The 12,654-nt window shown below is 36.2% G+C and carries 10 protein-coding genes and 1 tRNA gene; 4 read left to right on the top strand and 7 right to left on the bottom strand.

What is annotated here, in order from left to right; genetic code table 11:
* Nucleotides 1–3 precede the first annotated feature (3 nt).
* The 3 genes from QMO11_RS14840 to dnaK form a co-directional block, all read right to left on the bottom strand.
* The gene (locus QMO11_RS14840; RefSeq protein ID WP_282038006.1) at nt 4–1,623 is read right to left on the bottom strand and encodes a S8 family serine peptidase; all 1,620 of its coding nucleotides are present in this window, start codon (nt 1,621–1,623) and stop codon (nt 4–6) included.
* A gap of 9 nt (nt 1,624–1,632) precedes the next feature.
* The gene (locus QMO11_RS14835) at nt 1,633–2,490 is read right to left on the bottom strand and encodes a toxin-antitoxin system YwqK family antitoxin (RefSeq protein WP_282038005.1); all 858 of its coding nucleotides are present in this window, start codon (nt 2,488–2,490) and stop codon (nt 1,633–1,635) included.
* 231 nt (nt 2,491–2,721) lie between these two features.
* Nucleotides 2,722–4,629, bottom strand: a complete 1,908-nt coding sequence (gene dnaK, locus QMO11_RS14830; RefSeq protein WP_075601800.1) for a molecular chaperone DnaK — start codon at nt 4,627–4,629, stop codon at nt 2,722–2,724.
* Between the two features lie 463 nt (nt 4,630–5,092).
* On the opposite strand from dnaK, the gene QMO11_RS14825 reads away from it, so the two are divergent.
* Nucleotides 5,093–5,827 (top strand): carboxypeptidase-like regulatory domain-containing protein, encoded by a 735-nt coding sequence (locus QMO11_RS14825; protein WP_282038004.1) that lies wholly within the window; start codon nt 5,093–5,095, stop codon nt 5,825–5,827.
* A 205-nt stretch (nt 5,828–6,032) separates the two neighbouring features.
* On the opposite strand, the gene QMO11_RS14820 is transcribed toward QMO11_RS14825, so the two are convergent.
* The 3 genes from QMO11_RS14820 to QMO11_RS14810 all read right to left on the bottom strand — a co-directional run bounded on the left by QMO11_RS14820 (nt 6,033) and on the right by QMO11_RS14810 (nt 8,432).
* Nucleotides 6,033–7,301, bottom strand: coding sequence for an IPT/TIG domain-containing protein (locus tag QMO11_RS14820; RefSeq protein ID WP_282038003.1), 1,269 nt, complete (start codon nt 7,299–7,301; stop codon nt 6,033–6,035).
* A gap of 30 nt (nt 7,302–7,331) precedes the next feature.
* Nucleotides 7,332–7,820, bottom strand: a complete 489-nt coding sequence (locus QMO11_RS14815) for a hypothetical protein (protein ID WP_282038002.1) — start codon at nt 7,818–7,820, stop codon at nt 7,332–7,334.
* Between the two features lie 99 nt (nt 7,821–7,919).
* Entirely contained in the window at nt 7,920–8,432 is a 513-nt protein-coding gene (locus QMO11_RS14810) for an outer membrane beta-barrel protein (RefSeq protein WP_282038001.1), read from the bottom strand.
* A gap of 786 nt (nt 8,433–9,218) precedes the next feature.
* Here QMO11_RS14810 and QMO11_RS14805 point away from each other — a divergent pair.
* From QMO11_RS14805 to QMO11_RS14795, 3 genes are all read left to right on the top strand, one after another.
* Complete coding sequence (locus QMO11_RS14805; RefSeq protein WP_282038000.1) at nt 9,219–9,947, top strand: DUF6261 family protein; 729 nt, start codon at nt 9,219–9,221, stop codon at nt 9,945–9,947.
* A 204-nt stretch (nt 9,948–10,151) separates the two neighbouring features.
* Nucleotides 10,152–10,224: transfer RNA gene (locus QMO11_RS14800), tRNA-Met, on the top strand.
* A 251-nt stretch (nt 10,225–10,475) separates the two neighbouring features.
* The gene (locus QMO11_RS14795) at nt 10,476–12,002 is read left to right on the top strand and encodes a hypothetical protein (RefSeq protein WP_282037999.1); all 1,527 of its coding nucleotides are present in this window, start codon (nt 10,476–10,478) and stop codon (nt 12,000–12,002) included.
* Between the two features lie 77 nt (nt 12,003–12,079).
* Here QMO11_RS14795 and rsxA read toward each other — a convergent pair whose 3' ends face one another.
* Nucleotides 12,080–12,652: an electron transport complex subunit RsxA gene (rsxA, locus tag QMO11_RS14790; protein WP_068471522.1), complete on the bottom strand. Its 573-nt coding sequence runs from the start codon at nt 12,650–12,652 to the stop codon at nt 12,080–12,082.
* Nucleotides 12,653–12,654 lie beyond the last annotated feature (2 nt).

Raw genomic sequence — 12,654 nt, 5'->3', positions numbered from 1 at the left:
TGTTTATTGTTTTGTTAGTTTAATAGTTTGAGATTGGTTATTGTAGGTAATTTGAGCAATATAAATGCCTTTACTGAGTTGGTTTAGGTTGTTTAATGTCAATTGAGAATGAGGCGCAAATTGCTCAGTTCTCATAAGGGTACCACTAATGTTGTATAGTTTAATGGTTATGTCGCTATTGATAGAGTTTGGTGCGTTAAAATGAATACTATTGGTAAAAGGGTTATTGTAGGTGGTAAAGGTAGTGTGGCTATGTTTTGTATTTACGCTATTTTCAATATCTAATATATCAGCAAAGTTCGGTATTCCATATCCCAGTTGTTCTGTTGGGTTTGAAATTAAGTGGGCACTTTCTTTAACTCGGGTAATAATTTCTTGGTTGCTAAGTTGGGGTAATGCTTGTTTTATACAGGCAGTAAATCCGGTAATAACAGGAGCCGAAAAGCTTGTTCCGTTGCCTCTTGTAATATTACCATCGAGGCCTTGTATGGCAGTGCTCGATCCTAGAGCAACCACATCGGGTTTCACCCTTCCATCGGCTGTGGGGCCGAATGAACTAAAATAAGAAGGTTCTTTTCTGGAATCAACAGCGCCTACGGTAAGTACATTTTCTCCATCGGCAGGACTTATAATATATCTCCAGGTTTTGTTTCCTTCATTGCCAGCACTGTTTACTACAATTATTCCCTTTGAGAATGCTATTTCAGCAGCCTTCACAATAGTAGAGGTTTGTCCATCCATATCTGTATAAGTGTAGCTCATGTCAGAATCGTCAAACTCATAATAACCAAGTGAGGAGCTTATGATGTCGGCACCAATGCTATCTGCTTTTTCGGCAGCACATACCCAATAATACTCTTCAACCGGATATTCAGTTGCTGCATCTTCAGTTCTATATAAGAAGAAGTTGGCCTTAATAGCACTTCCTTTAAATTCATTCTCTACATATCCGCCAATAATAGAAAGAACTTGCATGCCATGCTGATGCTCCTGGAATATATTTCCAGTCGGATTTACAAAATCGTAAGTATCTATTATTTGATTATTCTCCCATAAGTGTACAAAGCTTGGGAGTGAATTTACATCTTTAAAACCAGCATCAAGCACTGCAATATTTATGCCTTCGCCATTATAATTTTGGTGCACATACTGACCTTTCACCATTGCAGTTTGTGTCCACGAATTACCATAAGTAACATTAACGGCACTTGGTGTAGCATTTTTAAGCAGCTCGTTGTTCTTTTGTATTGTATTGGTAAGTTGTGGTTTCCATATCAAATCAACTTTGCTCACAAAACTCAAAGCTTTTATTTCATCAATAGCTTCTGTGTTGCTGCTTTCAATAATAGCACCGTTAAGCCATTTAGAAGTATGTAAAACCTTAACTGATTTTGATTGGATAATAGTAAGATAGCTTGAGGTAACAGGTAAATCGTTTTCAACTAGGTTGATATTCTGATTTGTTCGGCGTTCTAAAGCCTCAGGACTTAAGAATTCCTGAGGGGCAGACAGGGAATAGTCGTTGCTATTTTTATCAGTAAATGAAACAAAATATTTTTGCGCATCAATATTTAATGTGATGCAACTTATAATGAGTAATATGAATAGCGTAACTTTTCTCATGTTTATGCATTAAAAAGTTCTGATGTAACCATCAGGGTTGTTTTTAAATTCTTCTGGGTCTTTTATTTTACCCTTATTCATTTCAAATTCTTCAAACATCTTTTTCTGTTTCTGATCAAGCGAATCGCCATTTAAAACAATGCCTTCATCGTAAAGTAACTTATACATAAAGTTGCCATTGGGTGCAAAAATTAACCACTCGCCATCCTCAAGCCCATTGATAAATTGTCCTTGTATTTCAACATTACCATTTTCGTGATATACCCAATAATCTCCATGTATCAGGTTATTTTTATAAGTAAGCTTTGTTTTTTTTGCTCCGCTTTCGAAATACTTTATGCAATCGCCATCCTTAATATTGTCTTTCCACATTGTGTCTTCCGATTTATTACCATTGCGGTAATAAAATGTGGTTAAGCCATTTTTAATATCATTAGTAAATGTTTCGGTAGAATTTAAACTTCCATCGTTAAGAAAGTAATTCCACTTACCATCTTTTACCTTGCCATGATATTTACCTTTAGCCTGTATTTTACCATTTTTGTAAAATAGTTCAGCATCGCCATACTCACCATTTTCATCGTAATTGATTTTTACTTTCGGTCGGCCCGATTCATAATATCGAATCATTTCACCCACAGGCTTATCGTCTTTAAAGTTTACGCTGTATGCCAATCGGCCACTGCTAAAACGTTTTTCCCAATGCCCTTGTTTACGCCCTTGCGCATCTACTTTGTTAGTTGAAGCAGAAGATAATTGCTTTTTAGAACTACTTGATGGTACACTATTGCCAAAAATATCAGTGCCTTGTGCATAAAATGCGTTGGTGGTAATGGATAAAGCAAATAGTAAAAGTAAATATTTCATCTGTTTAAATTTGTTTTTTCAATGGTCAGATGGAACTCTCAAGAAATATTAAAAATTACATGTTCGTTTCATCTATATTAATTATTAATAAGCGATGTGCTATCCAAGTTAGCGCGGCAAATTTATAAGTATTCTATCAATATTTTTATGATATAAGAGAGAATATTGATGCAAATAAAAAAAGCCCCACATTATGTGGAGCTTTTAATACTATTATCTAAAGTGAGTGAATTACTTCACCTCTTCAAAATCAACATCAGTAACTTCATCGTCACCTTTAGCTTGCGCACCAGCATCTGGTCCTGGTTGTGCACCACCAGCTTGAGCACCTTCGGCTTGACTAGCGTTGTACATCTCTTGCGAAGCAGCTTGGAAAACTGTGTTTAACTCAGTTGTAGCAGCATCAATACCTTCAAGGTCTTCCGCTTTATGAGCAGTTTTTAGTTTTTCAAGAGCAGCCTCAATAGGCGCTTTTTTGTCTGCAGGTAATTTATCGCCAAACTCTGAAAGTTGCTTTTCAGTTTGGAATACTAAACTGTCAGCACCATTTAATTTGTCAATTTTTTCCTTAGCAGCTTTATCCGCATCAGCGTTAGCTTCAGCTTCGTCTTTCATTCTCTTGATTTCTTCATCGCTTAAGCCCGAAGAAGCCTCGATACGAATACTTTGCTCTTTACCTGTTGCTTTATCTTTAGCAGCTACGTTTAAGATACCATTAGCATCAATATCAAAAGATACCTCAATTTGTGGCTCACCTCTACGTGCAGGAGAAATTCCATCTAAGTGGAAACGACCAATTGTTTTGTTTTGGTTAGCCATTGGGCGCTCACCTTGTACAATATGGATTTCAACCGATGGTTGGTTATCAGCAGCAGTAGTAAAAGTTTCTGACTTTTTAGTTGGGATTGTAGTGTTAGCTTCAATCAACTTAGTCATTACACCACCCATAGTTTCAATACCTAATGAAAGTGGAGTTACATCTAATAATAATACATCTTTAACCTCGCCAGTTAATACACCACCTTGGATAGCAGCACCTACAGCAACAACCTCATCAGGGTTAACACCTTTTGAAGGCTCTTTACCGAAGAATTTAGAAACAATCTCTTGAATAGCAGGGATACGTGTTGATCCACCAACTAAAATTACTTCGTCAATTTCTGAAGGATTCATACCAGCATCTCTTAAAGCAGCTTTACATGGCTCTAAAGTTCCTTGAATTAACTTGTCAGCTAATTGCTCAAACTGCGCACGGCTTAAAGTTTTAACAAGGTGCTTAGGGATACCATCAACAGGCATAATATATGGTAAGTTAATCTCAGTAGAATTTCCACTCGATAACTCAATTTTAGCTTTCTCAGCAGCATCTTTCAAACGTTGGTGAGCCATTGGATCCTTACGTAAGTCAATACCTTCGTCTTTTAAGAACTCATCAGCTAACCAGTTAATGATTACATCATCAAAGTCATCACCACCAAGGTGCGTATCACCGTTAGTCGATTTTACTTCAAAAACACCATCACCTAACTCAAGAATAGAGATATCAAAAGTACCACCACCAAGGTCAAAAACAGCAATTTTGATGTCTTTGTCCATTTTATCTAAACCATAAGCTAACGCAGCAGCAGTAGGCTCGTTGATAATTCTGCGTACTTTTAAACCAGAAATCTCACCAGCCTCTTTAGTAGCCTGACGTTGTGCATCGTTAAAATATGCAGGCACTGTAATAACAGCCTCGTCAACTTCTTGTCCTAAATAATCTTCAGCAGTTTTCTTCATTTTCTGAAGTGTCATTGCCGAAATCTCTTGTGGAGAATATTTTCTATCGTCAATAGCAACACGTGGTGTGTTGTTATCACCTTTTACAATTTCGTAAGGTACTCTTGTGATTTCATTAGGTACTGTATCATAAGTTTCACCCATGAATCTTTTGATAGAGTAAATGGTTTTAGTTGGGTTTGTGATAGCCTGACGTTTTGCAGGATCACCCACTTTTCTTTCGCCACCTTCAACAAATCCTACAATCGAAGGAGTAGTTCTTTTACCTTCACTGTTTGGAATTACAACCGGTTCGTTTCCTTCCATTACAGAAACACATGAATTGGTTGTTCCTAAATCGATTCCAATTACTTTTCCCATTTTATTAATTTTTATTTTAGTTTTTTATTTTCCTATTTCAATACGACTCTCCTTGTTTCAAACCCTGTGCCATTTAATAATTTGGGTTTTTTAGTGAAATATTGGCATGATTCGTTCCCCATTCATCTTTTTGCTGTCATTCAATAGTGACAAAAAGACATTTTGCCCATCCATTTACTGACACTGACTCGCCTTAATTAAACATTAGGGCGGCCAGTGCGGCTATCCGCTATAGCCTTTGTTGGCTATTGCCATTCTGCTAAACTGTGCGTGGGCTTCCTTTGGTCGCCTCCGCCAGCCAAGCATCATAAGCAATAGCCAACAAAGGGCTGCCGCTATTATCCGCGCCGCGTGGCAGTATGGTGCCAAAACAACATTAAAGTGCATGTTGTTTTTAATATATATAAACAAAACCGATCGCTAATGTGTTTTAGCGTAAATATTTAATCTAAAATTAAATGCTATGAAGTTGAATTTTTTCACTGTAAGTTTTGTGATCCTATTAGGCTTAATTTCCTGTAATAACGATGATGATACAAATCCAGAACCCATCACTAAAGCAAACATCATTGGTTCGGTCAATTTGTATAACGAAGGCGTAACTCAAATTGAAAACTCAAATATGATTGTTAAAGTGGAAGGAACAGAAATTTCTGCAAAAACAGATGATGATGGTGATTTCACTCTATCAGAAGTGCCTTTTGGAACCTATACCCTTACCTATGAGAAGTCAGGGTTTGGCACATTTAAAAAATACAATATTGAACACACAAACACAGGGTCTTCAACTATAATTACAGCAAGTCCTTCGCTAGGAGAAATTTCTACAACCCAGATAACAGCTCTTGAATCTACTGTAAATGGGGATAACATTCAGCTTGCCATCACCACAATTCCTGCCGGAAATAATAGTAACACTCGTTATGTTCGGTATTTCCTTTCCACTAACTCAAATGTTAGTAACGAAAACTATACCTATTATTCTCCGGGGCTAGTTTCTCAAATAACCCCCTTAGTTATTACGCTATCGCAGGATGATTTAATTAGTGCTGGTTTTTCATCAGGACAGACTGTATATGCGAAAGTATATGGAGACTCATTTTGGAGTAATGAATACGATGACTCAGATTTGGGCAGAAAAGTTTTTCCAAACTTGAATATGAATTCGGCCAATGCAGTATCTCTTATTGTTCCATAAATATTGACAGTATACAGTCGTTTTTGTTATGAAATCAAGGGTTATTGTCAATGTAAATTATGAACCTGTGCATACTATTGTAAAGTTTACAAAGAAGTTCTAATGCATAATGTTGGTTTAAAATTTATTTAGTATCAGCAAAAAAAAAGCCAGTACAGAATGTTAGATATCCGTACTGGCTTCGTATTTATAATAGTTAATTGAGTTATTTTTCCTCAATATATTCCCAAATATCTTGTCTGCTATGGATATAACCATCTCCGGTACCCACATAGGCATAGTTGTCTATTGTAAAAGCCACACCAAGTACCCTTCTGCCGTCTTCCCAACCAATACTTTCGCGGTATCCACCATAAAAATCGGTAACCTGAGTCCATTTGTCGCTGCTTGGTTCGTATTTCCAAAAATCTTTTGTTGAATCGTATATATTCTGTGTTCCTCCTGTGCCAACGTACCCATTTCCGTTTAACGTAAAGCCAACAGCACCCGCACGCGTGCCACCTCCAAAATTAGCTACTTTAGTCCAGGTGTCGTTTGTGGTATCGTATTTCCAAAAGTCGTTTTGAGCTTTCGTATCTGTACCGCAACCAATGTAAATGTAATCGCCAATAACAAATCCAACGCTATTTTCACTTCCTTCACCCGGATAGTTTGCCAGTTGCTCCCACGAATCTGATGTGGTATTGTATTTCCAAAAGTCTTTTAAATGACCTGCCCCAAACTTATACCCTAAGCCTACATATCCATTGCCATTGCATCCAAAGGCTATGGCATTTCTTCTTTCTTCACCAGGGATATCAGCCATTTGTTTCCATTCGTCGGCTTCGGCATTGTATTTCCATAAATCACCTAATACAGTCACGGTGCTTAGGTTTTCTTGGTCTTGTCCCATGCCAACATATCCGTTGTTACCGGCACTAAAAGCAATGCAGCCTGTTCTTTTTGTACCTGGGAAATCTTTAATAGGAGTCCATGTATTGTATATTCTATCGTATTTCCACATATCATTATAATAGGTGCTAACCGAATATCCAAGCCCCACATAGCCATAATTGTTTATGCTAAAAGCTACAGCTCCATCTCTTCCTGTGGGGATGCTTTTTTTGCGAAGCCATGGGTTTGTGCTTAATTCAAAATCGCGATAAGCGGTATCTACTTGGTTGCCTACTTGCACGGTAAGTATACCTGTAGAAACCTCAGCCGGAACTTCAACGTGAATAACAGTATCGTTTGCACTATATACATTGCCCAGTACACCATTAAAATATACTTTGTTGTTTTCCTTTTTCGTGCTAAAGTAGTTGCCTGTAATGTTTACGTAGGTTCCTTCTCTACCTTCTTTTGGGAAGAAGTTGTTGATAATAGGAGCCTCTTCGGGTATGGTTTCATCATTGTCAAATGCGTTGCTATTATCTTTAGAACAGCCCATTAGTAAGGCGCCAAATAATAGGGCGTAAATCACTTGTGTTTTCATAAATGTTGTGTTTGTGTGCGAAATAAATTTCTATTGATTAACGAAGTTTACCATAAAGTCGCCCGTGTAGGTTCCTTTAAACTCGGTACCATCATTCATTAATAAGTTCATATTTAGTGTGTAGTTATTGCCACTGTTATGGTTAATTTGTACTTCACCTTCCTTAAGGTTGGTAGTCTCTACTCCTGAGTCATTAAAAGAAGCGTATGAGCTTAACCAGTCATCTAATACTTTATCGCCCTCAGCAGTAGGGTAGGAGTAGTTACCGGTTATGGTTTCTTTGGTAAATGATTCTACATCTATAGTAAGAGTATTCACCTGAAAGCCTGTACCGCTTATTAATGAAATTGAAGTATGTCCGCTGCCCGATAGTGATACGCCAATCATGGTAGCTGTGTTAATTTTAAAATCCTGATTGTTTATGCTTATTGAGTTGGTATCACTTTGCTCGTTGTCATTGCTTTTTGAACATCCAAAGAATAAAGTGCAAGCCAGTAAAATAGACAGAATGTGTTTCATAGTTGTGTTTATTGTTGTTAGTTAATTTTTAGAGTTGGCTTTAGTAGGTAAAAGAAAACAGCCATCTGTTGCTACAGATGGCTGTTAAATCAATTCTTATTAAAATAAGTACTGCACTGCAGCACCAATTCTGAAATAAGTACCATCAGTAATGGTTAATTTCATTTCAGGAGCTAGGTTAAACTGCTCGCTTAGTTTGTAGTTGGCTCCAATACCAATATTTAAACCTAATGAGGTATCTGAAGAACTAACAGCGGGTGTAGTAAAACCACCATAATTCATACTTGGTACGCTTACCTTAGCCGAAGTAAGTCCTAATCCGCCAATACCATAAACGTTTAAGTTTTCATCATGTTGATAAAAAACGTAATGCGCATCAAAATCAAAAATATTAAAGCTTACGTAATCCTTTTTAAAAATGTGGCTATAGCTTACCGATCCTTCCCACTCGCTGGTAAATTCGTAAACCCCGTCAAAAGTAAGCCCAATATTACCTATGTCTGTTGCAAATACTAAACCCGCACCAGCGCGTATTTTAGAACTGTCGAATTCTTGTGCCATCACATTTACAGTAAGCACAAAGGCCAATAGTAGTAAAAAACTCTTTTTCATTTTTTGTAATTTATAGTTGTTAAAATTTAATGTTATATGTAGTTGTGGTTCCCAGTCGGTCTATTCGTAAGTTAGTACTCACAAGTGTGTAGAACGATAATTAAGTATGTAATATACGGAGGAACTCAAAGCATTTTGAGCGTTATAGAGCGTTTAGTTTTTTTATAATTATCGGGTAATAAATTATAGCTGTATTGGCTACAGCCCATCTTATGTTGTTTAGGTAGCATGTGTGTTTATTAGTTAGAGTCTATAATGCTTTTGGTATACGTATCGTCAATGATTATGTTGCGCAACGTTAGTGCGTAAAAACCTTATTTAGAAATATTTTTATTTGTAGTTTCCATTTTGTTACTAATATACAAAGTGTTATATTGTATGTATCTTTTACAAATACCTAATTACTATTATGCATTATTTAACAGATCGCCCATTCTTATTAACAATAAAGCTTGCTAAAATTTTTCTCGCAAAAGCAAGTTTAAGTATCCAAAACATCAATTTGCCATACCCATTTGTAACTCGTAATGAGTTGCGGTTTTTCCGTAAGTTGGTTTTTTTATAAAACCGCCTTTCGGAAATCCCGAACGTTTATTTTAAATACAAAACTCCCAACCGGGATTCCCGAAAGGATTAAAAAAATTACAAATGTCCAATCGGATTACTCGTTTCATCAATTAAAAATTTAGAAATGCTATCGGAAATCCCGTAAGCCAATTATAAATAAAAAATGGACTCTCGGGATTACCGTAAGCTTATAATAACCTATAACTTAAAATTAGAAAAATGGAAAAATTAGCAATTAAATGTGAAAAAGTAGACTATACCAGATTAAGTAATGATCGGTTTATATCGTTAATGAAAAAGGCAGTTCAATATCCTACCATTCATGCTGTTCCTGCAGAGCATATCGCTTTTACCCCTGTGGCAATATTGGCCGAGAAGGTAGAGCAGCTAAATAAGTTGATGAGTAAAGAAAAGGTTTTTAGCAATCGTAAAAGTTTAGATCAGTTGGTTGATGCTCGTTGGTCATATATAGTTGATTTAATAAAAGTCATGTCTAACAGTTATAATGAAGAGAAGAGAAATGCCGCTATTTCGCTTTTAGAGGTATTTAATTCCTTTGATAAAAACCTTGATTTACTGCCTTACGATGCGCAATATACTCAAATAGGTGCAGTACTTAATATTTGGGAAAGCCCTGAAAATGTAAAGCATTTTACAAGCTTGGATTTATCTGAAGATTTGGTAGCTCTTCGTAAGGAAGTAGGTGATTTTTTAGAGTATGATGTAAATCGTAAGAAAAATAGCGATGATGCGCCTACACCAAGCGAATTAAGAGTTGATATTAAAAAGCAATTTGTACTTTGGTTAAACTTGCTCGAATCTTTGGCCAATTTAAATAAGGATGAGTATTGTTTTAAAGTTTTGAGCAGTATTAACGAGCAGCTTAAAGAGCAAAGTGCCTACTTAAAAGCCAAAACTACACGCAGCGAAGCCGAAAAGGAAGCCTAGTAGTAGTGCCTTGTAATTAAAACTGTATTTTATTTCAGCTAAATTTTGGCGTGTAAAATGCAGCTATGTTAGTTGTTACGGTTGTTGGTGCTACAGGCTGTAACAACTAACTTTAAAATATAAGCAAACTTAGTTTTGTAGTTTAAATAACTTGTCTATATTTGCACCCGCAATAAAGAAAACAACAAACGTTTAAAGATATATTGCGGGGTGGAGCAGTTGGTAGCTCGTTGGGCTCATAACCCAAAGGTCATCAGTTCGAGTCTGGTCCCCGCTACTAAGAAAGCCGAAGAATTAATTTTCTTCGGCTTTTTTTATGGCTGAAAATGCCATTAACCTCACCATTGTAAAACTAAAATAATTTGCATGTTGATGAAATACATAAAATCATAAAGGAGTAATTTTTTAGTGTACATTAACGTGTTTCTTTTGTAGATATGCATCCAGTTTTGAGCCTTTCTCGCTCTTGACACCCCTTCTCATCGCGCTTATTTTGAAGCCATACTAAATAATCTAAAATTTATAATCATGAAAAAGTTACTTTTAGTTTTTGCTGTTTTCGCACTGATTATGGCAAGTTGTAAGGAAGAAACAAAAGCACCTGCAGAGGAAGCGTATGCTGAATTTGCTGTTGTTGCGAATGATGCTGATTTAGTGACCTTAAAAAATGCTCCACTAATGGATGATATGTTGCCGATGTGTGATCCTGACCTTAACTATACAGAGGCATACGATCATGCAACTATTGTGTATAACATTGTTGGTGATGACCCTGATGCGGGACCTCAGACAGCAGAAGTACCTGTTTTTTATGTGGATGGTAAGTTTGTTACTCAACCAATAAAGGTAATGCTTGGTAGTCTTGAGACTTTAGAAATCTTAATTAGTGAGTTTATTGTAAGGGATGAATTAGGAGAACCTCTAAAAGCAACTCCGCATAGTGGATCTGATTTCTTCCAATTTATAAATCCTGCCAATGGACTAAGAACTTTTACAGTTAAGAAGTTCGAAAAAACAGAGTTTGTTATTGATGTGTTATGTTATGACGATTTGACGTATGATTATTTCGGTTTTATTTGGTTTAATATTCGACCAATTACAGTAAGAAGTATTTGTGTATTTGGTGATATTTGTATTTGTGAACCAGAATCATACAAGTTAAAGTATCTATATGGTGATGATCAAGTCTTTACTTATTACGATCAAGTTCAGGGAGGATCATTATTTGATGTTATTGCTAAAGTAAAAGTAATAATCACTCAAGCTGATGGTACTGTAAGAGAATTCTCAAATCTTGAATATCCGTTGAATGAATGTTTAGCAGTTTATTGGTCAGATTTGGATGAAGAAAGCGAAGACGTTACCATGGAACTGAAAGTGTTATTACCTGTAGGTAATGTGCTTGATTGGGTATCTGTTAAAGTTATTACGGCTGATGCAAGTACAGACTTTGGTGAAGATGATGATATGATAGATTTCGTTATAGGTGATTGTCATGAAAGTGCAGATTGGGTTTTACCTGCACATTTAAACCTACCGGATCATAGTGTTCAAGGTATTCAAATGACGGCTACACAAACGTATTATTCGAATAATTATTTTGCCAAATTTATGTTTACAGGTATCCCTAGTGGTTATAGTATTCTAAATAACACTTATTACAATGGGTGGTGTATAAATTATGGTGATCGTTTCCCTGGAGGAACAACCTCTGGAATCAAGTTTTACGTGGTTGATGATTTTGGACCAGCTGGCATCAATAATATTTCTAACCTGATGATAGACCGCGTTGCATGGTTTGTTAATAATAGTCCTTTATTTTCTAATGGAGTGCCCGTTGCAGGTCAAGGTCAATTAATCCAACAAATCATTTGGAAAATATGTGGAGCTGATAATGGAGCTGATATCTCTGCAGTTGTGAGTGCAGTTGCAACTGATGCAACTTATTCTCCAGGTTATGGTGAGTATAAGGTAATTGCATTCTACAATGGCAATAGTGATCTTCAAATTTTAATTACTCAGGTGAATTCACCTTGTATAGAAGTATTTAATTAATATTAATCTAAAATAAAAATCCCCTTCCGATTTATCGGAAGGGGATTTCTTGTTTATTTTGTATTTGTAATGTGGTTCTATACCATACCCGCAAAGCCCATAAAGGCTAGCGCTAATATACCTGCTACCAATAAAGCAATAGGTGTTCCTTTCATTCCTTTTGGTAAGTCGGCAAGTTCAAGTTGCTCTCTGATACCTGCAAAAATAATTAGGGCTAATCCAAAACCAATGGCATTTGCAGCAGCAAAAGCAACTGATTCTAACAAGTTAAAATCTTTCTGAATCGTCATAATAGCAACCCCTAATATGGCACAGTTTGTAGTAATCAATGGTAAAAATACCCCCAATGCTTGATAAAGGGGAGGACTTACCTTTTTTAAGATAATTTCTACCAACTGTACTAATGATGCAATTACCAGAATAAACGTAATAGTTTGTAAAAAGCCTACGTTAAAGGCATCTAGTACAAATTTCTGAATTAAATAGGTAACAATAGTAGCAATAACCATTACAAAGGTTACAGCACCCGTCATACCTATTCCGGTTGATATTTTTTTAGAAACGCCTAAAAACGGACAAATCCCTAAAAACTGAGCCAGTACAATGTTGTTAACAAATATGGCCGATATAAATATTAATACATATTCCATAA

Source organism: Saccharicrinis aurantiacus, from assembly GCF_947489045.1.
Lineage (GTDB): Bacteria > Bacteroidota > Bacteroidia > Bacteroidales > Marinilabiliaceae > Saccharicrinis > Saccharicrinis aurantiacus.
This window is presented reverse-complemented; position numbering and strand designations above follow the sequence as displayed.

Coding starts and splice junctions, on each gene's coding strand:
- QMO11_RS14815 (WP_282038002.1), bottom strand. CDS start 7,820: ATGAAACACATTCTGTCTATTTTACTGGCTTGCACTTTATTCTTTGGA.
- QMO11_RS14810 (WP_282038001.1), bottom strand. CDS start 8,432: ATGAAAAAGAGTTTTTTACTACTATTGGCCTTTGTGCTTACTGTAAAT.
- QMO11_RS14820 (WP_282038003.1), bottom strand. CDS start 7,301: ATGAAAACACAAGTGATTTACGCCCTATTATTTGGCGCCTTACTAATG.
- QMO11_RS14840 (WP_282038006.1), bottom strand. CDS start 1,623: ATGAGAAAAGTTACGCTATTCATATTACTCATTATAAGTTGCATCACA.
- dnaK (WP_075601800.1), bottom strand. CDS start 4,629: ATGGGAAAAGTAATTGGAATCGATTTAGGAACAACCAATTCATGTGTT.
- QMO11_RS14795 (WP_282037999.1), top strand. CDS start 10,476: ATGAAAAAGTTACTTTTAGTTTTTGCTGTTTTCGCACTGATTATGGCA.
- QMO11_RS14835 (WP_282038005.1), bottom strand. CDS start 2,490: ATGAAATATTTACTTTTACTATTTGCTTTATCCATTACCACCAACGCA.
- rsxA (WP_068471522.1), bottom strand. CDS start 12,652: ATGGAATATGTATTAATATTTATATCGGCCATATTTGTTAACAACATT.
- QMO11_RS14805 (WP_282038000.1), top strand. CDS start 9,219: ATGGAAAAATTAGCAATTAAATGTGAAAAAGTAGACTATACCAGATTA.
- QMO11_RS14825 (WP_282038004.1), top strand. CDS start 5,093: ATGAAGTTGAATTTTTTCACTGTAAGTTTTGTGATCCTATTAGGCTTA.